This window comes from Pristimantibacillus sp. Z349TD_6 (genome assembly GCF_056173205.1).
Map to the genome: position 1 here is coordinate 7,369,292 of NZ_CM149662.1, position 25,273 is coordinate 7,394,564.

General features: G+C 43.6%; 17 protein-coding genes. 1 reads left to right on the top strand and 16 read right to left on the bottom strand.

What is annotated here, in order from left to right:
* Window positions 1-46 precede the first annotated feature (46 nt).
* From AC0VYE_RS31950 to AC0VYE_RS31995, 10 genes are all read right to left on the bottom strand, one after another.
* On the bottom strand, window positions 47-2,137 hold the full coding sequence (locus AC0VYE_RS31950; RefSeq protein WP_475444812.1) for a hypothetical protein: 2,091 nt from the start codon (window positions 2,135-2,137) through the stop codon (window positions 47-49).
* Between the two features lie 213 nt (window positions 2,138-2,350).
* Window positions 2,351-4,933, bottom strand: a complete 2,583-nt coding sequence (locus tag AC0VYE_RS31955; protein WP_475444814.1) for an S-layer homology domain-containing protein — start codon at window positions 4,931-4,933, stop codon at window positions 2,351-2,353.
* A 516-nt stretch (window positions 4,934-5,449) separates the two neighbouring features.
* Window positions 5,450-9,589: an S-layer homology domain-containing protein gene (locus AC0VYE_RS31960; protein ID WP_475444816.1), complete on the bottom strand. Its 4,140-nt coding sequence runs from the start codon at window positions 9,587-9,589 to the stop codon at window positions 5,450-5,452.
* A 260-nt stretch (window positions 9,590-9,849) separates the two neighbouring features.
* The gene (locus AC0VYE_RS31965; protein ID WP_054025418.1) at window positions 9,850-10,992 is read right to left on the bottom strand and encodes a glycosyltransferase family 4 protein; all 1,143 of its coding nucleotides are present in this window, start codon (window positions 10,990-10,992) and stop codon (window positions 9,850-9,852) included.
* Window positions 10,993-11,095: 103 nt separating this feature from the next.
* On the bottom strand, window positions 11,096-11,800 hold the full coding sequence (locus AC0VYE_RS31970; protein ID WP_339209776.1) for a WecB/TagA/CpsF family glycosyltransferase: 705 nt from the start codon (window positions 11,798-11,800) through the stop codon (window positions 11,096-11,098).
* A 64-nt stretch (window positions 11,801-11,864) separates the two neighbouring features.
* Entirely contained in the window at window positions 11,865-13,013 is a 1,149-nt protein-coding gene (csaB, locus tag AC0VYE_RS31975) for a polysaccharide pyruvyl transferase CsaB (protein WP_475444819.1), read from the bottom strand.
* Window positions 12,977-15,121 carry a DUF5693 family protein gene (locus AC0VYE_RS31980; RefSeq protein ID WP_076266216.1) on the bottom strand — a complete coding sequence of 715 codons (2,145 nt, stop codon included), beginning with the start codon at window positions 15,119-15,121 and terminating at the stop codon, window positions 12,977-12,979. The genes csaB and AC0VYE_RS31980 overlap by 37 nt, the downstream gene beginning before the upstream one ends.
* 35 nt (window positions 15,122-15,156) lie before the next feature.
* Entirely contained in the window at window positions 15,157-16,884 is a 1,728-nt protein-coding gene (locus tag AC0VYE_RS31985; protein WP_475444821.1) for a phospho-sugar mutase, read from the bottom strand.
* Between the two features lie 33 nt (window positions 16,885-16,917).
* Window positions 16,918-17,349, bottom strand: a complete 432-nt coding sequence (gene fabZ, locus AC0VYE_RS31990) for a 3-hydroxyacyl-ACP dehydratase FabZ (RefSeq protein ID WP_056631018.1) — start codon at window positions 17,347-17,349, stop codon at window positions 16,918-16,920.
* A 176-nt stretch (window positions 17,350-17,525) separates the two neighbouring features.
* Complete coding sequence (locus AC0VYE_RS31995) at window positions 17,526-18,059, bottom strand: CDP-alcohol phosphatidyltransferase family protein (protein WP_475444823.1); 534 nt, start codon at window positions 18,057-18,059, stop codon at window positions 17,526-17,528.
* Window positions 18,060-18,304: 245 nt separating this feature from the next.
* On the opposite strand from AC0VYE_RS31995, the gene AC0VYE_RS32000 reads away from it, so the two are divergent.
* The gene (locus AC0VYE_RS32000) at window positions 18,305-20,509 is read left to right on the top strand and encodes an Ig-like domain-containing protein (RefSeq protein WP_475444825.1); all 2,205 of its coding nucleotides are present in this window, start codon (window positions 18,305-18,307) and stop codon (window positions 20,507-20,509) included.
* 145 nt (window positions 20,510-20,654) lie between these two features.
* On the opposite strand, the gene AC0VYE_RS32005 is transcribed toward AC0VYE_RS32000, so the two are convergent.
* The 6 genes from AC0VYE_RS32005 to AC0VYE_RS32030 all read right to left on the bottom strand — a co-directional run bounded on the left by AC0VYE_RS32005 (window position 20,655) and on the right by AC0VYE_RS32030 (window position 25,246).
* Complete coding sequence (locus AC0VYE_RS32005; protein WP_083681610.1) at window positions 20,655-20,972, bottom strand: DNA-directed RNA polymerase subunit beta; 318 nt, start codon at window positions 20,970-20,972, stop codon at window positions 20,655-20,657.
* 16 nt (window positions 20,973-20,988) lie between these two features.
* A complete protein-coding gene (locus AC0VYE_RS32010; RefSeq protein ID WP_076266220.1) occupies window positions 20,989-21,831 on the bottom strand; it encodes a flagellar hook-basal body protein in 843 nt (280 codons plus the stop codon).
* Window positions 21,832-21,863: 32 nt separating this feature from the next.
* Entirely contained in the window at window positions 21,864-22,727 is an 864-nt protein-coding gene (locus AC0VYE_RS32015; RefSeq protein WP_076266221.1) for a flagellar hook-basal body protein, read from the bottom strand.
* 175 nt (window positions 22,728-22,902) lie between these two features.
* Window positions 22,903-23,895 carry a rod shape-determining protein MreB gene (mreB, locus tag AC0VYE_RS32020; protein ID WP_076266222.1) on the bottom strand — a complete coding sequence of 331 codons (993 nt, stop codon included), beginning with the start codon at window positions 23,893-23,895 and terminating at the stop codon, window positions 22,903-22,905.
* Between the two features lie 124 nt (window positions 23,896-24,019).
* Window positions 24,020-24,307 (bottom strand): sporulation transcriptional regulator SpoIIID, encoded by a 288-nt coding sequence (gene spoIIID / locus AC0VYE_RS32025; protein WP_054025430.1) that lies wholly within the window; start codon window positions 24,305-24,307, stop codon window positions 24,020-24,022.
* Between the two features lie 192 nt (window positions 24,308-24,499).
* Entirely contained in the window at window positions 24,500-25,246 is a 747-nt protein-coding gene (locus AC0VYE_RS32030; protein WP_076266223.1) for a M23 family metallopeptidase, read from the bottom strand.
* Between the last annotated feature and the right edge of the window lie 27 nt (window positions 25,247-25,273).

Here is a 25,273-nt window from a genome sequence, read left to right on the forward strand (position 1 = left end):
ATAAAGATACTAGATTTAAGTAGGAGAAACCAGTTTTTTTATAAGTTTAGTGCTTACCGTCTAGCCAGTTAATTGATGATGAGAATGAAATAGGCATAGTTGCTAATTTCTTTCTATTGCCGTTAAAAGTCTCATAGATATTCAATTGGTAATTCTCCCAAAGCAATGTGTCTCCCATTTCTTTATCAGGATCACTGTAATTCGCTCCAACTTTCCACTTCACGCTTTTTTCAGCTTTTCCTTCAAGATCTATCACTTGTGAAATAAGAACCTGTTTTGTTTCCTCATGTTCAATTTCAAATACCAATTGTGATTGTGTGTATCCATCAAAATTAACATCCTTTTGTACATTACCTCCAACCTTGATATCCATTCTCGTACCGTTCATCCATACATTAAAGAAATTCATATCTACGGTATATGGTCCAACCTTCAACCCCGTAAAGCTGCTGCTAGCTGACTTTTCTTCTGGCAAAGTAAATTGCGCCGCTCGCAAGAATCCCTTTGCGGTTGCAGTTCCTTGCAATAAACCATTATCGTCAAATGCTTCACCCATTAAAAGCTGAATACCTGAGCGATCTACATTTTGCGGTAATTCTGTCCATACGATGAGCTGATCTTTACTTTCTGATTTAATCGTGTTCGTTGCTTTCGTGAATTTGGCTTCATAAAGATTTCCATCTGTAGTTTTAAAGTACCCTGCCAGTAATGGAAGAGATCCAATTCTTTTTTGTTTATTTGTCAACTCAACGAATACAGCGAACATATCCGCTTTGTCTCCACTATATGTTTTAACATCAGTAACAAGAGCATTATACGGGGCCCCATTATTTTGCTGAACAAATACAGAACCTAAATCTACTTGCTTAACGGGTACGATCGTTGATTTTGTAAGCTCTCCAATTTCCGTAACTGTTTCTCCCGTTTTTTGTGATAGTTTCAGTTTAAACTTCTTCCATGAATAGTTGTACGGAATCGATCCAACATAACTAATCGTTGTAAATGCGCCTGGGGCTAATCCAATGTCGCCGACTTTCTTAATCGCTTTGCCATTTAGCTTAATATTGTCATCAACAAGGAGCAAACCTGATAATTCAGGTAATGGTAAATACACAGATCCATTGTTTCTCACAATTAAATCAGCAATGATATTGTCATCGTTATTCCAAGGAAATCTCTGTACGGCATTTAATTCCACCTCATATGTACCATCATCATTCGTAAATGTTGTTTTGGTTGAAGTAGACGTTGTTGTAGTTACTTTGAATGGAATATCAAACACGACAACCGGTATTTCAACTTTATTTGTTTCAACGCCAACATTATTAGTAACTATAAGCTTCCAGCCAGTTGTCGCAACAGACAAAGGGATGGATCCTGTTAGCTGAACCGCATTAAGCACGGATGGTTCTAATGTCAGTGTTTCATCTGTTTTATTTCTTAAAGCCAGCTTATATAAGCCTTTAGGCGTTTGGGCATAATAGTTATATTGCGGTAATGGTACACCGAATTTCCCTGTATTTCGTGCTACATAAGTCAAATTTACATTATAGTTTTTTGCAGACTTTGTTATATTAATTTGATCAATGCGCAAGTTGACTAAAGAGTTATTAACTAGCACACCCTGATAGCCACCTGCTTTAACAAAGTTAGAGTATCCTTTTGGAAAAGTATACTGCCCAATCGTTTTTTCATATCCAGAAACGCTAAAATCAAATTTTATAATATTTACAACGAGTTGATCCAATGTAACTTTTGATCCAACTTCACTATAATAAGTTAAAGTTGTTGTTGTTTTTGGTAAAGCCTTCTTTTTTTTGTCGGCTTCAAGTAAGGTCAACGTATATTTTGTTCCTCCCGTTGTCTTTAATCGGGCCCAATAATCGACCAAGTTAATTGCGCTGCTGTCGCCATTATAAATGGTAAAAGTAAAGCTCGCAGTTGCTCCGGTTGCACTTGGAATTAAATTTGCATCTGTTAATTGAATATAGGATGATTTTGTAATACTTACCTTCTTAAAAACATTGGAAGCCGTTGCAGCTTCAACCGGCTTTGGTACAGGTACAGCGCTTACCAGTACCACTAATGCAAGAAAGAACGATAATAGCATAGACATTCTTTTAAAACTCTTCTGCATTTTCATTTCACTCCGTATCTTTTGGTATACATATCTAGACGCAAACTTTTGCCAATAAGTTTCGCATAAAATTAAATTCCTTCATATTCTCCTTTCGCTAGAATAATGAATATATCCTCATTAAAATATAACCTTTTATTGTGAACGATGTATGAACAAAAAAAAGGCTGAGAGACGAGCTCTCAGCCTTCTTCCATCATGCGAACATGATTACTATTTTCTTTTTACTACGATTACAGCAGCTTCTTTATGATCTACATCATAAACGCTACCAGTAGTAGCTACAGTTACGCTAGCAACAGTTGTGCTGCTTGCAATAGTACCATTTTGCTCTTTAACATCTGTGTAGTTACCAGTGTAGATAGTGTTACCATCTGCAGATACTACGTATACAACAGTGTTAGGAGTAATGATGTAGTTACCGTTGTTGCTACCAAATGTGTTTTCATTTTGGTTAGCAGCAATTGAAATTGAAGTCAATGAAGTTCCAACAACACTTACAGTATCATACAATTTGCTTGTGCCTTCAATATCTGTCAATTTGATGATAGTGTTTTTAGGAGTTTTCTCAATGTCAGTGAAGAATGCTGAACCAACAACTTCAGTTGTAACAGTTTGACCACCTACGTTTAATGAAACAGTGTAAGTAGAAGCAGTTGCTGAAGTAGCTGTTTTGTTAGCTGATACGAACAAGCCGTAGATTGCTGGACCTGTTTCTGCATTTGCATCTGTATCAGTTTTCAAGATGATGTAGTTAGCAGTTGCACCAGTAGCATTTACATAAGCTTTATCAGCTTTTGTTACTTGTGCTAGTGTACCTACAGCCAATTTACGATCAGCAAGATCAGTTGCACCAAGCTTAGTAGCATCAATTACAACAGTGTTAGCATTAATGATGTATTTTGTAGTTTCATTTAATGCTGTATCAAGAACGATTTCTGTAGCAGACACTTTAGAAACATTGTATCCAGCGTCTTTTACATTTGTTTTAGCTGTAACGCCAGTTAGTTTAGTATCAGTGAATACCAATTCAACCAACTGTGACTCAAGTGCTTTAAATGCTGTGTAAAGAGAAACATCAGTGTATTTCACTTCGTTTTTGTTAGCTTTAACATCGAAGTAAGTTACTTTTGTTTTCTCAACAAACTCTTCATTTTCAAGTTGTTGAGCTTTTTTAGCTTCAAGAATAACTACGAAAGGTTTGTTAACCGCCGCTTCTGGAGCAGATGCTTTTACGATTTTACCGTCTGCACTTAGTAGAAGAGTAAACTCTTTACCAATGTTTGCAGCGATCAATGTAACAATGTTATCATTTGCAGCTTTGTCTGCTTTTTCATACACTTTACCAGCAACAGTGTATTTAGCAGTACCATTTGAGCTACCTACAGATTCAAGTTTACCTGTAGCTGTGTTGCGAACTACATTAACTTTAATAGCAACGTTACCGGATTTAGTAACAGCGCTGATTACATCATCTTTTTTCAGGTCAGCAACTTTAGCTACTTTACCGTCGATAGTTACAGATGTAGTATCATTGATGAATGCGCTAGTTTGGTTCGTGTTAACACGAGCATCACGGTAAGCATTTTTCTCTTCAACCGAAGTTACAAGAGCATCTTTGATTGACCATTTTTCAGCAGTTGCAACGCGAACTTGATCGTTAACCAAGTACAATGTTACAGTGTCGCCTGTGCTTGCAGTTGAAAGTGCTGTTTCTTCACCGTTTACGAAGTAAACTGTGCTAGCAACAGTAGCTTTTGTTTTAACTTCTGATCCTACTTTGATTTTAACGGAACCAGCAGTTTGGCCAGCTTCCAAAGTACCAGTCAATGTAGCAGCAGTGTCTTGTGCGTCAGTAATTGCAAGAACTTTACCATCTTTACCTTTAACAACTGTTACGTTGTGACCAAGCAAATCAACTAGTGATTTACCGCCAGTAACGATGAAGTTAGAAGCAGTAGCGATAGTATCAGTTTTCAACTCGTCGTTACCTGCAGTGTTTTTCTGAGTCCAGCGAAGTTTAACTTTGCCGTCAACTACAGAAGCTGCAAGAAGCTCAGCTGAAGAAGAGTTACCAAGTTTCGAAATCAATGTGCTGTTGGAAAGTACTTCGTTACCATCAACGTTGTACGAAACCAATTTAGCGTTAAGAGTGTTAGAAGTAAGTTGAGCTACAACACCACGAAGTGCTTTTGCGCCAACATTAAGATCAACGTTGTCGAACAAGCCAAGGTCTTGTGCTTTCAATAGGTAGTTATAAGGCCATACGCCTGACAACTTTTTCTCTTGGTAACCAAGGGAACGAACCAATACTGCTACAACTTCTTCAAACTTAACTGCATCGCTTGGACGGAAGTTTTTAGTACCAGCATCACCCAAGATGAAACCTTTAGTTGCAGCTGCGTTGATGTAGCCTGTGTACCACACGTTTGCTTTAACATCTTTAAACGTAGGTTTAACAGATTCCATCAATTTAGCTGCGCCTTCGTTACCGGAACCGATAACGATTACTTTCGCAAGTTCAGCGCGAGTAATTGTGTTTTCTGGTTTAAATGTACCATCTTCATAACCTGAAATGATTCCTAGTGCAGTTAGTTCTTCAACTGCTGATTGTACCGGTTTGCCAACAACATCAGATGGTGTTGCTGCAAAAGCTGGAACGGATAATGGTAGTACTAGCGCAGTAGCTAGCACAAATGCTGCTATTTTTTTCTTCATAACCTTTATTTCTCCTCCTCTAAATACGTGCGGTTGTTGAGAGTTTTGTTTAAATAGTGAATTGCTCTTTTCCCTCATAGCCGATTCACCCCCTTTCCAGAGTTGAGCACAGATTTGATATAAATGATGTCTACAATCATGATAAACCCATTTGTAAAATCATGTCGTAGAAACTTGTAAAAAATGCGAGAACATTGCTAGAGTCACGGCACCACTTTAACATTATACAATGGGCAGGTCGTACCGTAAAGAGGAAGTTGAGAATTCATTCCAATTTGTTTCCAGCATGAGTAGGTCTCGCGCATCAAATCATGTGTTTGTTACAACGTCATGTATTTAAACGCACGTGACAATGAAAAGTTGCGATGTTCTTAAAAAAACTTTAAAAGTTTTTTCTTTTTCCGTTTTTTCTTAATTATGTACATCTAACTGTAATCTACTCCCTGCTTTGTTAGTATAGCTTGTTTTCATAGAGCTCGTCGATGCTAAACATTTTCCATGGATAAAGTTTCTCTCTCGAGGCAAATGCTTTAATGCCGTAAAAAAACTGGCCGCAGAAAAAATCCTGCGACCAGATTTTTCTAACTTATACTTTTAACCGATCTTAGGAAGCTTACCTAAATCCGCCAAAATTCGAGCTACGATAATTGCAGCATCAGAGCGCAACAAATTCGAACGCGGTTCAAACACTGAACCACCTTTTGGATTGCTTGGATCTACAGGAGATCCGAGAATATATTTTTTCTTTGCAATAGCAAGTACAGAACTTTTCGCGTAGAAATTGACGTTGCCAGCATCTTTAAATGTTTTCTCAAGATCTTTATCGATCTTCGAGGAATCAGTAGCTAGTTTCATGTCCAGTGCTCTTGCAATAATAACAGATGCCTCTTCCCTAGTCAGAGCAGCGCTCGGCTGGAACGTACGTGGACCCGTGCCTCGTATGATACCTTCTCTCGCTGCTGTCTCTACATATCTATAATCCCATAATGCATCTGGATTAACGATAGCCGGTACATCATCAAAATGCGGCTTGCTAAGCTCATAGTTTAGCGGAATATCTAGCGCCTTAACCATCATTCTTGCAAATTCACCGCGAGAAATATAAATATTGGAACCAAAATCATCAAACCCAGCTGCATTCATAATTCCTTTGGCATAAATCGCTTCAAGGAAGTTTCTAGCATACGGATGTGACGTCATATCTGTATAGGAATAAACCATTTTACCAACTACATAATAACCAAATTTATTGAACGGAACCGTAATTGTGTTTTTCTTCACATCTACTTTACCGCCAATATTTTCCCAATACTTTGCTTTAACATCATAACGATAGACTGTGATAATCGTTCCAATGCTGTCCTTCATGTTCGGATCGAAGCCAAGCGTCAAGGTTCCCGTCTTAGAAGTTACCAACTCGCGATTGTCAGGGCGATCATCATAAGTAGGAATCTTTGTTCCGCCCGTGCCCTTAGCGTTCGGGAATTGATAAGGGTCTACACCCATTTTCAAAGGATCGTATGCACCCGTAGCAGGATCATCTGCCAAACCTGCATCAATCCAGTAAACAGGGCTTGCCTTTGTAAACCTTGTCGGGTAAGACAATCTGAATCTTGTCCCGAAGCTTTCCATAATAATATTAAAATTCGGCGGCCACGCTTCTAATTCACGGCGATCAACAACCCCATCCTCTGGATTGGCAATTGCAAACAATAAATTATGACCACTAAATACTTGGTTCTTTAAATTTGCAGGTACGTTAAAATCTGTACGGATCAACGTTGTACCCTTTTCGAATTTTAACGAAAGCGCTCCATCAAAGATTTTGTGACTGCTATCCATCGGCTCCATGAATTGAGCACCCGGAATATTCGTTGGAGCATACGTTATCTCAATGCTGCTTTGCACCTTGTCATTTGCACTTGAAATAATAAAGTCAATTTTGTTTTTACCGACTTTCAGCTTATTTACATAGACACGATAGGTGTTTTTATAAAGCTCTTCAATAGTTGCTGGATTATTATCCGAATCATAATCAATTTTCTCAGCAATTTGCTTGTTGATGGTAACAGAGCTTGCACCTGGTGCATCAATAATAACCTCAATGAAATTTTGGTTCACGATCGCTTTGTTTGGCAAAATCGGACGCAAAATCGTATAAGGAAGCGAGGTTGGATCCACTTCAAGTCGATAAGAAGCTTTAGGACCAGTCTCTCCATTGTTGTATGCAGTGAAAGTATACACACTCGAACTGCCGTCAGGATTTAGAGCCTGCGAGTTTAATACAAACGAGAACGTCTTGGTGTCTATATCATAACGTACAGCTAGGTTAGCAATATTATTGGTAGTACTTTCATTAACTTTACCTAGAACTGTTGCGCCCTTCATAATGACTAACTCATTGCTCAAATTCCAACGAATTGGCGTTTTAAGTGAGCTGCTCTCAATCTTCAAAATGTATTTATCTGGATCTGTAAGTTCTGTACTATCTTTCATCAATTTAATATTAGCTTGGATATTAGCCAAAATATCCGTGTTCGTGCTGCCAGTAGCTATCAAATCGATAAAATCGAACGTACCAAAAATATTCATGTTTGCTTCGTTAGTCGTGAAAATTGCGCCGCGCTTCACGAAGTTTGGATCATTCGGAACTGGTTCCGTATATTTGCTGCTGTAAGGATAGATACTTGTTCCTTCTACTGGTATAACCGGCAGGTTTGTTGGAATCAAATATAATTTGATCTTTTTCTCATAAGAGTTTTTACTTCCTTGGAATACGAATTTTATCTCATTCTCGCCACTAAACAATGCATTGAATGCATTTGTCCTTTGGCCTGGAACAATTTCAAAATTAGTTACAGGTTTGCCCGCTTGCTGCTGCAGCTGAATCGGCGTGTTATTCACATAGAAAAATACTGTTTGAGCTTCATTTGCTTGAAAAGTGTAACGAACCTCAGAAGTATTATTAATATTATTCATAATACCTTTAAAGTCACTCAAAGCGCCTGAAATAGCCGCTGTGATTCGTTCAGATTGCAGCTTGTTCGTGTCATCATATACAGTCATGTTGTCAAATACACTTGTATAGCTTACATAAGGTCCGAAGAGCATTGTAAACTTAACATCTTTCGTCACGCCGCCAACTTTAAGCGTTACCGTTTGAGTACCTTCAAACGGGAGTTTGTGAAATACAAGAATTTCACGCTTATATACTTTTCCATTAATGTTTACAAATTTATTGATCAAATCACTCGATACATTTTTGATGTTGCTTACGTCATCGAAATCGTAGCTGCTCGGTGCAGCTGCATTGGAAACATTTTTGATCCCTGTAACTGAAACTAGATTAGCCGTCTTCGATACATCAGCATTACCAACCAACACTTCCATCGCGAAAGGAACACTATAGATATTAGCTCCTTCAAGCGGAGTACCTGTGAGTGATTCACCTGTCCCTGTTTTATAACCATTTAAATAATTAATATTGTCGATGAACTGAGCCGCTCCATTGCGAAGCGAGAAACTCATTAGCCCAGTACCTTCACTGCCATTTTGGCCAAGCGATTCTGTTTTTGCGTTTTTTGCTGTTAATTGAATATTATAGACCTTATTATAATCCAGCTTACCCGTATGATCCGTACCGATTGGTCGAGTGAAATTATAAATAAAGAATGCTTCCTGACCCGTATAAGTACCTAATGGTGCTGGTGTAGCAGTAGCACCTGCTGGTTGTGTCAATTTAAAAGAACTGTCTCCATTTTGCGTAATCGTATATTCGATAGGTATGCTCTTCGTTGGATCTGGATGAGGATCAAGCTTACCGTCACCGTCATCGTCCTTTAAGAAGTTAGGCACGATAATTCTTCCTGTGACACTTGCTGAATTCAAATCCGTAACTAGTAGGTTTGGATTGTACTCTAAAGGCTCCGCCGTATTAACCGCACCATTTTTACCATTAAGATTCACATCTAAAAAGGTCACTTGTCCGTTATAAAAGGCGATCTCGCGTGTTGTCTCAACTGTCTGATTCGCGTTTTTTACTTTAATAGTAACCAAGTTTTTTCCTTTGTTCACCGTAATCGGAGAAGCGGCAAACTGATAATTGTTGGAGCTGTTAACCGAATAGGTTTTGCTGCTCCCGTTCACATCCACCGTTACTTGCTGCGCATTTGGAGCGAAACCAGTAATACTGATATCAGCGGATTGTCTGCCAGCGGAAGTCGTTGAATGTACAACCGTTGTTCCAACTTCTTCAATTGCAAATTTGTTACCGTCTAATTGGGCAACTAAATCGTAAAATACAGGCCCGTTGTGATACTCAATATAGATCGAGCTTGTCACTTCGCCGCCGCCTTGAATACCTCTGAACGTAATGCGGTTCAAGCCAGGAAATAATTCTACGTTATATACCTGAATATTAAATCCGCTAATATAAATATTGCTCGTTATGTTCTCACGTTTAGAGCCAAGATCGTCATCTGTAGGGTCAGCAGTGCCCTTGTTATTAATAACTTGAACAATACTGTAAGAAACCGAAGTAGGATCTACACCAGTGATTGATCCATTCAATGTAAAACGCGGATCGGTTGTGACTCTTGCTTCCGTAGATAGTTCCTTTTCCGTCGGAAAGCTGAAGCTTCCTGTTGCAGCTGTTACCGTTTGTGAAGCTCCAAGCGGCGGCAACAATGTAATCAACAGTGCCAGCGTTAGCGCTAATGATAGTAATCTTTTCAAAACAATGTTCCTCCTTTATGTATATGACGAGCATGGGTATTTGAATGATAGATGGCCTGACGACTATGCGGCTTACCTTTGAATAAATCTTCCTCCCTTTTCCTCTTTAGTCAGCTTTGATGCAATTGCAGTTAAGAGATCTGACCGCAGAAAAGTTCTGTACAGTTGTTATCGGCTTTTGGCTCCCAAATTTTTAGCTATTTGGTCGATTTTCAACAAAAAAAGAGCCCTGATTCCGTTAAAGGATTCAGAGCTCTTATTTATTTGGAACGGGATTCAGCATCCAGCTTGAGTCTAAGTCTCATTCGAGCTAGGAAATTAATAAGCGGCCTGCGTGTTTTGTCCACGATACCGGTTATTTCTGCTCCGATCTGCAAGAAAAACATTAGCATACATATGACGGCAAAAGTGATCCAGTTCGCCGCACTCGACTGTACGACAGCCGATTGCACGATTGCGAGTCCGCCGAATATAGCAGCTACTCCCCAAATGATAAGTACGGTACGACGGTGGCTGAAGCCAAGGTCGCGCAGACGATGGTGCAAATGCCCTTTGTCTGGTGCAAATATCGGTTTCTTGTTTACCCAGCGGCGAACGATTGCGAAGAAGGTATCCGAAAGCGGAACGCCGATAATGAGCAGCGGTGTTACAAACGATACCATCGTTACCTGCTTGAAGCCAAGCATCGAAAGCGTTGCTAGACTGAAGCCGAGAAACAGCGAGCCCGAGTCGCCCATAAATATTTTTGCGGGATGAAAGTTGAAAACGAGAAAGCCGACAATTCCGCCCAGCAGCAATGTACTCAGTAAGATAACTGGTTGGAAGCCCATCAGTGATGCCATCACAACAATCGTTGCAATCGCGATGCCTGACACGCCGGCAGCAAGCCCGTCCAAGCCGTCGATCAAATTAATTGCATTCGTTACACCGACGATCCAGAGAATCGTAAGTGGAATGCTGATCCATCCAGCAATTGGCTGCATCGTTTCGCCGAACGGAATGTTCAGCAAGTCGATCTTTACGTCGAAAACGAAAACGACTACGCATGCCGCCGCGATTTGACCGAGCAGCTTCACTTTAGCTGAAAGCTCGAAGCGGTCATCGAAAGCACCTAAAATAATAATCATCGTACCGCCGACTAGCAGCGCGTTGATCATATTGGAATCCTGCGGACGGAGCAAGCCGTCTGGTATAAATGGCGATAAAATAAAGAATGCGCCAACGAATGCAATATAAATAGCTAGACCGCCAAGACGCGGCATAATGCGCGTGTGTACCTTGCGGTGATTTGGTTTGTCTATTGCGCCTACTTTGAAAGCAAATTTCTTAACAAGCGGCGTCATCGCAATGGCTAGAACAAGAGCGATTATGAACCCAATTGAATACAGCAAGCCTACCGGCATGTGTGCAACTCCCCTTTTCTTTCTACCGAAGTGAATTATACTCCGATTGGAAAGGAAACTCCAACCCCGTTTTCAACCAATTTTGATGGTTTTAACGAGAATTTCACGGTGTAGGTCGAGGTTTTGTAACGTTTTCTTTGTCGCGAACCACTTTCACTACGAATTTCGGCAAAACAAGCATTCTTTTGTAGCGTTTAGGCTCTTGCAGCAAGCGATAAAACCATTCAAGCCGAAGTTTTTGGAAAATATTCGGAGCTCGTTTTAGTTTACCCGAAACAACGTCGAAGCTTCCGCCAACGCCCATAATCAATGGTACGCCCAGCTTTTGCTTGTATTTCACAATCCACGGCTCCTGCGTATCCGCACCTCGTGCCACAAACAATAAATCAGGAGCAGCCGCACGGATTTCTTCGATGACTTCCTCATCCTGATCAGGGCCAAAAAATCCGTTCCGATAGCCTACAATTTTCACTTGAGGATATTGCAGCTGCAGCTTCTCTGCTGCCGCTTCAATAATCTCCTGTGAGGTGCCAAGCAGGTAAGCCTTCCATCTACGCTTTTCACCCTCATGCAGCAAGCGATGAAGGAGATCAAACCCCGTCACACGTTCTGCAACAGGCTGTCCTACGTATTTGGCCGCCCATACAACTCCTGCACCATCAGGCACAATAAGATCTGCGCGCCGCATCATCGCACTATACTTGGGGTCCTCGACGGCAGACATAATCATGATCGGATTAGCGGTAATCACATGGGTTACGCGTCTTTCTTCGATCGCTTCTATTAAGTAATTGACTGTGTCATCCATGCCCACTTTGGAGAATGGTATGCCGTATAACGGCACAGTTGGTAGTTGTTTCGACAAGAGGAACTCACCTCGATAATGTATGACGCAGCAAATGTACAATTTGTTGCGCCGGTCTTTGCGATTGTTGTTTTAAAAGATCGATTGCTGGCTTGTGCTTTGCCTGCCAGCCCTCTTTGTCAGACAGCAGCAAACTCGCTGCTTCTGCGAATTTTTCGGCATCGAGCTGCTCCGTCGTGCCGATGGCTTTGATGCCAAGTCGACCCAGAAATTGGTCGATCTTCGGGTCGTACGAGAGGCCAAGCATGGGAACCCTTTGGCCGGCGGCATAAATAAGCGCATGGAGGCGCATGCCGAACAAAGCATCGCACCGGCTGACCTCCAGCAGCATTTGCTGGGGGTCGTCGCCGGGCGCGGCCAGCTCGGCGGTGGAACCGTCGCCGAGCCTGCCGCGCAGCCGTTCCAGCACCTGCTCTGACGCTACAGTGTCGGAGGGTGTGTGGAACGGCAGGAAGCGCAGCCGGACAGGCATGCGCTTCGATAGCGCGACTAGCGCATCGGCGGCGCGTTCGAGATCGGCGCCGTCACTGCGCCAGGGGCGCAGCGATACACCGACCAGCGGCGCAGCAGCAGGGTCGGAAGCTTGTCCAGCCGCTGATGAACCCGCAGGGAGCGGCAAGCCCATGACCGGATCAGGAACAACATCGATCCGATCACTAGGCACGCCGATTCGTCCAAGCAAAGCAGCGGATTCCTCATCTCTAACGGATACATATGCGCTTTGCTTCATTACTCCGCGAATCATAGGGTCCATCCAGCGCCGAATCACAGGGCCAATCCCTTGCGAATAAGCGAATGTTGGCTTACCCAGCAATTGGGCCAGCTTCATGACGCCAGTATAATAAGGAATCGTTTTGGCGCCTGTAACGTCCTGCAGGAGGCTTCCGCCTCCGCTTATTAGACCGTCGCTGCCTTTCAATGCTTTCCATAGATCTCCTGGATGCATGCGGCGGACAGCTTCAACCCCGTACATACGGCTTGTCCAATCTGGATCACCTGATAAAACGATCGGCTGAATTTGTACGCCCTGCGCCTTGCCTTCTTCTTCTAGTGCTAGCAATATCGATTTGAGTACCGCTTCATCACCGCTGTTGTAGAAGCCATAATAGCCTGAAATTACTATTCGACGAACTTGCGGATGATGGCTGGTGCCCATTTACGAATTGCTCCTTCCACGATCTGCCATGCCAAAATCAAGATACATCCGATTATGATACCTGTACCCAAGCCGAGCGCTACACGAATCATCGAAATGTGAAGTGGTGTATGAAGATGTGCAAACGTATCAACCATCGTCAATTGACCGATCGAACCAATGATAACAAGCAGCCATGCCGCACGATAACGAAGTGCAAGGAACAAGCCAAGCAGCAGCGGCGGATGACCAAGCATGAACTCTTTAAAGCGCGGTCGTACGCCGAATGTATTTTCCAGCCAACCGCGAATAAGCAGCTCAATAGCAGGTGCTTGTCCACCATTCCCTGTACGAGACAAGTAATAGAAGCCGATAACGCCAATAACTCCAGCTACTATAATCCATGTTAAAGTAATAGGTTGAGAAAGCAGCTTGCGCAGCTTTCCGATTGATGTTTGACCGTTATAGAAAAACACATAAATGGCCACAAGGATAATCGGAGCCAAATGCAGCACACTTACGCCGCGGAATTGTTCCAATACAAGATTGTACGTAATATTGTTCAACAATCCGAATATCATCGGCGCTCCCATAAGAGAGATGAGCGTCGCCACAATAAACCAATTCAGAGCAAGACCAAAACGTCTTCCCGTAGATATGGCAGGGAATATCCATTTCATACGATTGCCGTTCTCATATACAGCACCTGGCTGCTGAGGAGTCTGCCCTTGCTGGCTTCTTCCTACTGACCATTTCGTTCCGCCAATAACACGACGCTCGCCAACGGTACGGGAATAAATCCGATTCATTACCCATATAAGAGCCAGCGTAGGGGCTGCAATTGAAGCACCTAATGCAAGTCCTTGCTCCATAAGCGAACTGTTTAGCTTGTACAAGCCTGCGCTTCCAACTAAGCCAATCGCATAAACTGGAATATAAACGCCTGGAATAAATGCGCCGATTAACAAAGTAATCAGTGCTACTGCAGCCGCAGCAACGATTGCACGCAGCGGTTTATTCCAAGAAGGCTGCTCATGATCAAACGGTTTTGGCTTGCCTGGCGTAAAGCCGGCGTCCGAGAGCTTATCTACGATTCCGCCCTCGTCACTCATTGCCTCAGCAATGCGGTCCAAGGAGTGAACTACCTTTGCTTTATCCGTATTGGACTGAGCTGTCCCGTTCAAGAAAAACATCCGGATATTACGATCCTTCGCCGCTAAAAGAAAACGATCAGCAATAGCTTCCGGCGTCATCGTCATACCGTCGTTCTCCGACAATGAATATAATCTCACTACATTATAATTTGTAATATAAGCTAATTTATTTATGCCTTGTTGCGGTTTTTTCAAATTTTCTATGGTCGCTACGCCCATATCGTATTTTTTGAGTAGTTCTCCGAACTGATAAAGGCTGTTATCCATCGCTTGATCGGATGCACCCTTTACTTTGTCACCGTCGAACAATACGCGGTCTACATCGTATTCCTTCAATTTCGCAAGCATAGCATCTGTTGCCTGCTGATCATAAGGCTTAATACGGTCAGATAAGCGAGGCAATATTTGAAGTCCGGCATTATGAATCGTTTCAAGTGAAATCGGATCAAAATCCATCGTCTTCATAACTGCCTCTGCAATAGGCATCTCAACGACTAAGCCATTTCGGCCACCGTACGACCAATTGCTATACACAGCCTCGGAACGATCAAGCGCTTCGCGAACAATCGGTCCAATCATTTCTTCTTCTTTGGGCCCATTGAACAAAATATAAGTAAAGTTTTGGCCTACCGGCTCAAATTTACTTTGAAGCAATGCAGCATCTCTGGAGCTGTAAAAAGTAAGTCTGCCGGAAATTTGCAGATCCTTCAGAGAGCTCTCATAAACAGCCATTGTAGTGACGCCAGCTTCCTTGAGCATCTCCAGCTTTTCCGTTAAAAATTGCTGCGGACGAGCCTGACGCTCCGCCACCTCAATAATATCCCGATAATCAAATACATATTCTACTTGCTTCGACGATTTTTCCATTTCCATCCGAACGGCACCGAGCGGCAATGCTGCCGCCACCCCGATAATTGCAATGATCCATAATGCGAATCTTGCGCGCCGATTCCATTGCTGCCAACGTAAAAACACACAATTCCTCCGTTCTAAACAGGTTAATTATTGTACTATTCGGTAGAGTCTACCCGTTCCATAACGGAGGCTTGCAATGTTTGCAGTGCCTCAACAGCAGCATCCTTCGACTCACTTTTAACCGCAAAATAAACTTTGATTTTTGGCTCCGTGCCAGATGGACGAAGGCAGAACCATGAGCCATCTGCGCGCAAATATTTCAATACATTTTCCGGACGCAAGCCATCTTGGCCTTTGCCGTAATCAAGCACACGCTCCACTTTGACGCCGCCGATTTCTGCAGGCGGGTTTTGACGCCAGTCATCCATAATAGCGCCAATTTTTTGCACGCCATCAAGTCCCTTAAGTGTACGCGACTCCAAGCCTTCCAAATAGAAGCCATGCTCAGCGTATAACTCTAAAAGAACATCATATAGCGTTTTTCCTTGACTGCTATAATAAGCTGCAGCTTCAGCAATTAATAGCGCAGCAACGATCGCATCTTTATCACGCGCATAAGTTCCAGTTAAATAACCGTAGCTTTCCTCGTAGCCAAATAGGAAGGTATGCTCTCCTGTTTGCTCATAACGAGTCATTTTCTCACCAATATATTTGAAGCCGGTCAACGTGTTCTCAACCGCTACACCATAGGAACGGGCAATATCTGCGCCTAGTTCACTAGTTACGATCGTTTTGATCACTACGCCATTGTCTGGCAGCTGTCCACGTTCCTTCAACTGGCTTAGCACATAATGAACCATTAGCGCACCCGATTGGTTGCCAGTGAGTACCACGTACTCGCCCTCATTGTTTTTCACAACCGCACCCATACGGTCTGCGTCAGGATCAGTACCGATAATGATATCGGCATTCACCTGCTGCGCCAGTTTAATCGCAAGCGTGAACGCTTCGCGCTCTTCCGGGTTAGGAGACTTTACCGTGCTAAAATATCCATCCGGCTGCTCTTGCTCCGGTACGATGTGTACATTTTTAAAACCAACCTTTTTCAACACTTCGCGAACAGGCATGTTGCCAGTGCCATGTAGAGGTGTGAAGACAACACTAATTTTTTCTCCAACTTCACCTTTAATAAGGTCAGCATTCAAGCTCTGAGCAACTACCGTATCAATAAATTGTTGATCGGCGTCATCTCCAAGCCAGCGCAGCAAGCCTTTTCCTTCAGCTTCTTCACGGCAAACCCGTTTTACTTCATCGAAACCCGCGATTTGGCTGATAGCAGAAATAACTTGTTCAGCTTCCTCAGGAATAAGCTGGCAGCCGTCAGCGCCATATGCTTTGTAACCATTATATTCAGGTGGATTGTGGCTTGCCGTAATGACAATTCCACTGGCTGCATTCAGCGCACGTACCGCAAAAGAAAGCTGTGGTGTTGGACGAAGCGCTGTGAACAAATAAGTAGTGATGCCGTTGCCCGCAAGCACAAGCGCTGCATCGAGTGCAAACTCAGGTGAGTTATTGCGGGAATCGTGAGCGATAACAACAGAAGGAGCCGCTCCATCCGCCGACTTGCCAGCAAGCAGCCAATTTGCGAGTCCCTGTGTTGCTTTACCAACCGTATACGTATTCAAACGATTCGTTCCTGCACCCATTACGCCGCGCAAGCCGCCCGTACCAAATTCAAGGTCACGATAAAAGCGATCCGTAATTTCTTTTTCTTGTCCTTCAATACCGCGAAGCTCGTCCTTTGTTCCTGCATCAATCAACGGATCATTAAGCCACGCCTCATATTTAGCAATAACATTAGCATTCGTTTCGTTCGTCATATTTAGCAGCCTCTTTCATTCATGAATTTTAATTTATGAAGGATTAGATAAAGCAAACATAAGCTCGCCTTCGGCAACGATTTGATCGCCAACCCGTGCTGTTCCTTGTCCTTTTCCAATAGAGCCCTTCAGCCTTGTAATCTGGACCTCAAGCGTCAACGTATCGCCAGGCTTAACTTGACCGCGAAAGCGGAAGCCGTCGATGCCTGCAAAAAAACCAAGCTTTCCACGATTGGCTTCAATCATCAGCATCGCTACAGTACCTACTTGCGCAAGCGCTTCTACTATAAGCACGCCTGGCATAACCGGATAACCCGGAAAATGACCTACAAAGTAAGGTTCATTCATCGTAACATTTTTAAGACCGACTGCGCGTACGCCTGGCTCAACCTCCAAAATACGGTCGATTAGCAGAAACGGCGGGCGGTGCGGAATGATTTCTTGAATTTGGTTAATATCCAACATGAAAAAAAAGCCCCTCTCAATAGTTAAGTTAGGTAGTATAAAAAGTGTCATTCTGTACGACACTATACATATCCCTCATAAACTGCAGTTTATGAAGGTTAAGATAAGAGGCTTGGCTGCTTGGACCCGAAGTGTCCTCCGCCAAGCCTCTTTGTTCATATGTAGTGACTTGATGATCACGAATGTCCAGTAGGTGTTTCTGTTATGTGTTTATTCAGCGCTTTAAACATGACGATATACATCATTGAAGTAATGAATGAAAAGCCAATAACGCCCCACAAATAAACATGAGCATTCGGCGCTTCAAAGAAAATGAGCATTATCGCTGCATAAAAGAGCACAGTTGTCAGCTTTCCCATCCAGTTGGCAGGCACCGTCTTTTTCCCTCGGAAGTGAAAATAGAATCCCCCCGCTATCATGCCCAAATCGCGCAAAAACATCGCTGCAGCCGCAGCCCAGGAAATATGGCCGGATACGAGCAGCGATACAATAACAGTGATCAGCATCATCTTGTCCGCAAGCGGATCAAGCATCATTCCAGCCGTTGTAATCTGACCGGTTCTGCGCGCGATATAACCATCAAGAACATCGGTTATTCCGGCTGCTACCATAATCAAAAAGGCAGGAATCATATGTCCTTCCGCAAAAATCACGATGTAGACAGGGATTAATAAAAAACGCAATGATGTTAATAGATTCGGCAGATTCAACTATTCACGCTCCTCTACCTATAACTGACGGTCCACCATGGTTCCCAACTATTATACAACTACCTCCCGTAAAAATAAAACTATCCGCTGTTCCTAATAAGCGGAACAAATTGCAGAAGTTAGTTCTAACTGACTATTTGCAATTTTTTTATGTATACATTTTGTGATCGTTATTCATTTTCACCATCTTCTTACCGTTATAAATAGAATACCAATTACTTTAAACAAGAAAGGACAGGGATGTAGTGAATTTTAGTTTACGCTTGAATAAGTCGTTGAAAATAACTCGCAGGTGGCTTGCAGCTACAATTGCAATCGTAATGGTTATGACTTCCATGACCGGCATTGTCAACGCCGCAGAAGATACGGTTACCGGCCTTGATTTCACCTATGACCCATCGGACTACAACAGCAACACATCATCACTGGAAACATTTGTTGAAGATGATAAGGTTAATCTAGCCGTTTTCGCAACAGGCTCAGGCACTAGAAAAGAAGTTACTGCCGATGCGACATGGAAATCATCGAATACCGCTTTCGTCAAAGTGGAAAAAGGCGTCTTAACGGGTGTAGGCAAGGGAACCGCAACGATAAGCGCTACTTATAAAGGCTTCACCATTTCTATCAAGTCTTCATCTGACTATATCTATGATTCCGTAAGCCTCATGCAGAACGGAGTAACCGCTCCAACAACGCTGGATATCGAGATTGGTCAAAATCTAGCCTTCACGCTAAACGGCTTGAAAGCAAACAAAGAGCCGCAAAATGTAACAGGTGACGCTGTCTGGACAACATCGAACGCAGCGATCGCAACCGTGGATGAAGGTATTATTAAACTGTTAGGTGTTGGAGCTGTTACAATTACCTCCAAGCTTAAAGGTAAATCCGATGCGATTACATTAAATGTAACCTCCCCTTACAAATCAATTACGATTGATTCAGGTACTTCTGGCAAGCTAGTCGAAATCGACATCGGCAATGATGATAAAGTATTAACGGCATCCGTCAATCCAAAGATCGGTTCGATCCTTGATGTAACAAAAGATGCAAAATGGGTTAGTGCTAATGAAAAAGTTGCTACAGTTAAACAAGGCGTAGTATCTGCAGTAAGCGCCGGAAAAACGACGATCACCGTATCTCATAAAGGGGTTAGTACAACGATCGATGTGGTCATACGTACGCCTTACCAATCAATCAGGCTCTCTCCAGAGAAGGAATATCATCTGCAGCTTCAGGACGCAAATCTTCAAGTAACAGCCGATGTTCTCGACAATAAAAATTTCTCTTCTCCAGTAACCACCTTAGCCGATTGGACATCTTCAAACGTTGTAGTCGCTACTGTATCAAATGGATTGGTTAGCCCTAAATCCGTCGGTACAACTAGAATTACAGCCAGCTACAAAGGTGTAAGCCGCAGCATCGAGATTACAGTGTATCCGAGCATAACTGAACTTAGTATTGAAACGGAAACGATCGATGGTTATACCGATATTAGCGAGGATCTTCCTAGAGTCATGGCAACAACATTTGATGGCTCGAAGGTAGATGTATCCAAAATCGTAAAATGGTCATCCGCAGATGAGAAGATTGCAACAATTAAAGATGGTCAATGGACAGCCAAAGCACTCGGAGAGTCCGTTCTTACAGCATCTCTTCAAAACTATAAAGCGGATGTAAAATTAGTCGTTCACATGAAGCCGTTAAAGCTGATTGCCGACGTTAAGGAACTTAGCATTATTTTAGGTAAAGAAACGCCTTTCCCTTCCGTAACCGTTATTAATGAAGACGGAGAAGAAGAGAATATTTCGAGCAGAGTGAAATGGAAGGCTTCATCAGATGATATCGTATTGAAAGAAACGACGATGAAGGGCTTAGATGTGACAAGCATCACGCTCACTGCTACTTACCTGACTAAGAGTGTAACGGTACGTGTAAGAATAGAGGAAGAAATCGTCAAGCTTGTTGTTGACCCTATCTCTCTAGATCTTTACCCTGGAAAATCCAAATCCGTTAAGGTTACAGGTTACTACAAGAGCGGCAAGCAGGTTTCACTAGGTTCAAAAATGAACTGGGAGTCTGGCAATCCTAATATCGCAACCGTTAGCAGTACCACTGTTAAAGGAATTGCCGTAGGAACAACTAAGATTACTGGTTCATACCAAGGCAAAACGGTCACCGTTCCTATCGTGATTTCACCTAAACTGAAATCACTTGTACTATCCAGCAAATCGGTTCAGCTCAGTCCGGGAGGAAGCTATTCGGCTAAGCTGCAAGCTAACTTTACGACTGGAAACCCGGCTGACGTTACCGACAATGCCGTTTGGACATCCTCCAAAGCGAGTGTCGCAACCGTGGTTAATGGTAAAATCATTGCAGTTAGCAAAGGTTCTGCCTCCATTAAAGCAACCTATGCAGGTAAAAGCGTTACGATTAGAGTAAGTGTAAAATAGTTCAAAAATGCAGCAAGTGAGAAGCTCGTTACCTCGTTACACGACGAGTTTCTCACTTGCACAAATAATGTAGGCTATCAAAAAAAGGGATGCCCGCTGCGCAGCATACACTGCAAAGCGGGCATCCCTTCTTCTATTTAATTGATTACGATTCAGCAAACACTAAGTCATAGAGATGCTGCCATGTAGCCCAGCTAAAAACCTCATCCTCAGGCTGCTTGCCTATTACAGCGTAACCAATGTACAAGCCTGCCACAAGCATAATGATCATTATGAGCGGTACGATGCTTTTGCGCAAAAGCCACAGCAGCATGCTTACCCCTTTGGGCCGTTGCTTCTTATTGGAGCTCTTCTCTTCAGCCTTCACGCGACTGGCGCGCTTCTGCCTCCCTGAGCTTTTCTCTTCCGCTTTACTCCCGGATCCGCTTGCTTCGTGGTCCATTCGCTCATCGGCCATACTCATTCACATCATCCTATCCTTATGCGCGCAGCCCGTTGGTAAGACTCATCATCGTATCACTTGACGATAACGCTCTAGCTGCCAATTGATAAGCGCGCTGCACATTAATAAGCTCGGTAATCTCGTCCGTCAGCTCGACATTTGACTGCTCCAAGTAACCTTGACGCAGCACAATGTTATTTTCAGAGTTCGGCACGGTCTGCTGCACGACATCACCAGCATTAATTCCGTTTGCAACGACAAACAGGTTATCAGAAACAGCAGTCAATGCCGCAGGACGCGAAGCTTGGAGCAGCTTAATGCTGCCAAGCGGAATTGTGCGCTCGGAAGATACTCCTAGCACCGTTCCATCTGGATTAACCCGCAAACTGTACCCTTGTGGTACTACGATATTGCCCTCAACCACGTTTCCTGTCACAGCATTTCTTACATTAGCTACGACTGGATATCCGTCTTCCGTTGCCAAAATCGTATCACCGTTTGCGCCGACCGTCAACTGAAACGCTCCATTGCGTGTATAAGCACGGTTGCCAGCGTTGTCCACTTCCACCTCGAACAATGCATTTCCCTCGATCGCAATATCCGTGTCCTTATCGGTTCCCTGCATTGGACCTTGGGACAAATTGGGCTGAACCATTGTCATTCTTGAGCCCCAGCCTTGTGTGAAATCCATCGGCGTTTTACGGCCAGGCTGATTGAAAGCTTCCGGCTGAGTTCTTAAGTTCGTAAGAAGATCCTCAAAGGTAGCTTCCTTCTTTTTGTAACCAACCGTATTCACATTAGCAATGTTATCCGCAAGAAGATCCAGCTTTTGTTGAAGACCATTCATGGATACCATAGCGTTAATCATTGAACTGTTCATGTTTCGTGCACCTCCGCTACTTCAACCTGTTGTTACACGCGACCGACTTCGTTGACGGCTTTGCTTAAGCTTTGATCATAAAATTGGATAACCTTCTGGTTAGCTTCATAAGCACGCAGCGCTGACATAAGGTCAATAGCTGCTTGCGCGGTATCAACATTAGAACGTTCTATGTAGCCTTGTCTCACTTCCACGCGTTCATTCGGAGCGATAGCGACAGCTTCGCCGCCCTCTCCCGAGAATCGGAAGCTTCCGTTCCCTTCGCGCACAAGCATATTCGGATTATCAACACGGCTAATTAGCAATTGAACGCCGATATCTTGCCCATTGGCATCAACGAAGCGTTGATTATCAGTCAGTACGAGTCTGTCTAGACCTACACCGGCAGGCATCCGAATCGGCTGACCATTCGTTCCAAGCACGCTCGAGCCGTCACTTCCCATAAGAAAGCCATCCTCGGTCAGCGTAAACTTCCCGCCCCGCGTATACCGAACCTCGCCATTTTGATCCTGTAGTGTAAAAAAGGCTTGAGGCTGAAAAGTAATCTCTCCGTCCGGGCTTATATTTTTACCGGAAGCGTCAAAGGACAACCCGTCTACTTCAATGTTGGAGATCAAAGCAAAGTCAGACGAGTTGTTCGTCTGTGTTAGATCGCCCTGCAAATGAATAGACAAGCTTTCTTCCGCAAATACACCGTTAGTCAGTTTACCGATCTTGGTAAAATTCTCCGGACCCGCGCCTGTCAATGACAGCATCATTTCCGGAAACGAACGAGTTACAGCGTTTGTCTGCTTATAACCAGGCGTATTAATATTCGAAATATTGTTCGTCACCGTATCATGTCTGCGCTGCTGAGAAATCATGCCTGACGCCGCGGTGTACAATCCTCTTAACATCCGTTGTTACCCCCTTAGTGCTTCCAATCGATCCTAGCTATATATGTTATCGGTTGAAAGCAAGGCTGCCTGAATAGCTTGTCCATGCGACCTATGACTCATTTACGCCTCGGCTACGCCCCCCTAAGGCTCCCTACCCGCGCAAATCATCTATTATATAGGCCGCATACGGTCTTTACTTCTTCCCGAGCTTGTCCAAGTTATCTAGAAGGATTCCCGTTCCCTTAACGACGCAGTGCATCGGATCTTCCGCAATAAGCACAGGTACTTTAAGCTCTTCTGCTAGAAGCGAATCTAGTCCGCCAAGCAAAGCGCCTCCACCTGTCAAAATAACACCACGGTCAATAATGTCCGCTGACAGCTCAGGCGGCGTGCGTTCCAGCACAGCCTTAGCAGCCGATACGATGGACATTACGGAATCCCATAGCGCCTCACGAACTTCTCCTGAACGAATCGTTAATGTGAGAGGAAGCCCTGAAACCATGTCGCGACCGCGAATATCGATCTCTTCCTGTTTTCCGCCCTCTAGCACAGTACCAATTTTAATTTTAATATCCTCGCTTGTTCTTTCACCGATTAGAAGCTTGTATTTGTTCTTGATAAACTTCATAATCGCATCGTCAAACTTGTCCCCTGCGACTTTAATGGAGGAGGCAGTGACAACGTCGCCCATAGAAAGAACGGCTACATCTGTCGTGCCTCCGCCAATGTCAACGACCATATTGCCGCTAGGCTGGAAGATATCCATTCCAGCCCCTATCGCAGCGGCTTTTGGTTCATCCTCAAGAAATACTTCTTTTGCTCCGCTGCGTTCTGCAGCTTCACGAATAGCCTTCTGCTCCACAGAAGTAATGTTGGTTGGAGCACAGATAAGAATACGGGGACGGCTAAACCATTTCCGTCCCTCCACGCGATCAATAAATGCTTTAAGCATAATTTCCGTAATTTCAAAATCCGCAATAACACCATCACGCAGCGGACGAATCGCAATAATATTGCCCGGCGTTCTGCCTACCATGCGATGCGCTTCCTCGCCAACTGCCAGCACGCGTTTTGAATCACTCTCAATGGCAACTACAGAAGGCTCATCGAGAACAACGCCTCTTCCTTTTACATGTATGGATACATTAGCAGTACCAAGATCAATCCCAATATCCTTGCTCAACATAAGGCTTAAGTCCCCCAACGAATAATAATTACAAAACGTACATTTGGTTCCCTTGACACAGAAACCGCTAACGTTTATTATTCGCCAAAAAAGACAAAATTCCTCTATAATTCGTGAAAAAACTTCAATGCTTGCCTGCTGCGAGTACTTCACGCTTTTTTGTACTCGTTTTTTTATATTTAATTTTGGTCGCTTCTCCTCCCCTCAGATGCCTAATCGATTTGTGGTACTCGAGAATGTGCTTTACCTGATCGGCCAAATCGGGGTTTATTTCAGGAAGCCGCTCAGTTAAATCCTTGTGCACAGTGCTTTTAGACACACCAAACTCCTTGGCGATCGTCCGCACCGTATGCTTCGTTTCCACGATGCAGCGGCCTATTTTAATGGTTCGCTCCTTAATGTAATCGTGCACGTTCCCGCCTCCCTACTCGAGATAGTTTGGTACATTATATGAGTAGGCACCGTATATATTCGTTGTGGCCAAGCTTGACAGGCAGGAATGTGAATAAATTTTCATAAAAACGTAAAACAGGCAGGGAATTGCTCCCCGCCTGTACGACTAAAGTCCTATTTTTACTAACCTGACGTTATGGTTTAACTTGTATTACTCTTGGACTAACGAGCTTGGGTTTATCGCCTTGCCATTGCTTCTTGTTTCATAATGAAGGTGGATACCCAAATCGCGTTCCAAATCATTGCGACCGGCTTTTGCGATTATTGTTCCTTGCGTAACATCATCGCCTTCTTTAACTGTTACATCCGCTAAGCTTTGGTAAACAGTCACTAGACCGCCCTCATGTGTGATTTCGACGGAGTTGCCGTTAGTTGGATGCTGCTCCACATAAGTAACCTTGCCTGATAATGCTGCAAGCACATCAAATGTTTTTCCATTTGGGTCAACAAAGTCGATACCCATATGAGGAGAGAACTTGTCACCCGTTTGGATCAATGCAGCTTCGCGTTCTGCGTCACTTGCTTTTGCATCGTAGAATGGAAGCTCTTCTTTAAGTACTGTTTTGTCAGCTAGCGGCCAATGGATCGATTCGTTGGCAGCAATAACTTCTTGCACTTCTTCATCCTTGCCTTGCGTTCCTGACGCTTCCCCTTGTGTAACTTCAGAAGGCTCGGTTTTTCCTGTTGTCGCTGTCGGTTTTGTATCCGCCCCCTGATAGATCCACATTAAGGTTACGATAATTGCTGCCGCGGCCATGAAGATTGCTGGAGATACCCATCGCTTTGCAAAAAGGTTCTTCCATCCACTGCTAGATTTGGCGGCAGACGTTCCTCCCAGAACAGTTTTGGGAGTTTCTTCTGGTCTTTGCTTCGGTTTACTTTGATTTTGATCATTCATTTTCTATCACCTCACTAGCCATTGTTA

Bases quoted from the DNA above. Each gene is read 5' to 3' on its own strand.
- fabZ (WP_056631018.1), bottom strand. From the start codon at position 17,349: ATGTTGGATATTAACCAAATTCAAGAAATCATTCCGCACCGCCCGCCG.
- AC0VYE_RS32015 (WP_076266221.1), bottom strand. From the start codon at position 22,727: ATGTTAAGAGGATTGTACACCGCGGCGTCAGGCATGATTTCTCAGCAG.
- AC0VYE_RS32030 (WP_076266223.1), bottom strand. From the start codon at position 25,246: ATGAATGATCAAAATCAAAGTAAACCGAAGCAAAGACCAGAAGAAACT.
- AC0VYE_RS31985 (WP_475444821.1), bottom strand. From the start codon at position 16,884: ATGACGAACGAAACGAATGCTAATGTTATTGCTAAATATGAGGCGTGG.
- AC0VYE_RS32010 (WP_076266220.1), bottom strand. From the start codon at position 21,831: ATGAACAGTTCAATGATTAACGCTATGGTATCCATGAATGGTCTTCAA.
- mreB (WP_076266222.1), bottom strand. From the start codon at position 23,895: ATGTTGAGCAAGGATATTGGGATTGATCTTGGTACTGCTAATGTATCC.
- csaB (WP_475444819.1), bottom strand. From the start codon at position 13,013: ATGGGCACCAGCCATCATCCGCAAGTTCGTCGAATAGTAATTTCAGGC.
- AC0VYE_RS31965 (WP_054025418.1), bottom strand. From the start codon at position 10,992: ATGCCGGTAGGCTTGCTGTATTCAATTGGGTTCATAATCGCTCTTGTT.
- AC0VYE_RS31970 (WP_339209776.1), bottom strand. From the start codon at position 11,800: ATGGATGACACAGTCAATTACTTAATAGAAGCGATCGAAGAAAGACGC.
- AC0VYE_RS32005 (WP_083681610.1), bottom strand. From the start codon at position 20,972: ATGAGTATGGCCGATGAGCGAATGGACCACGAAGCAAGCGGATCCGGG.
- AC0VYE_RS31950 (WP_475444812.1), bottom strand. From the start codon at position 2,137: ATGCAGAAGAGTTTTAAAAGAATGTCTATGCTATTATCGTTCTTTCTT.
- AC0VYE_RS31955 (WP_475444814.1), bottom strand. From the start codon at position 4,933: ATGAGGGAAAAGAGCAATTCACTATTTAAACAAAACTCTCAACAACCG.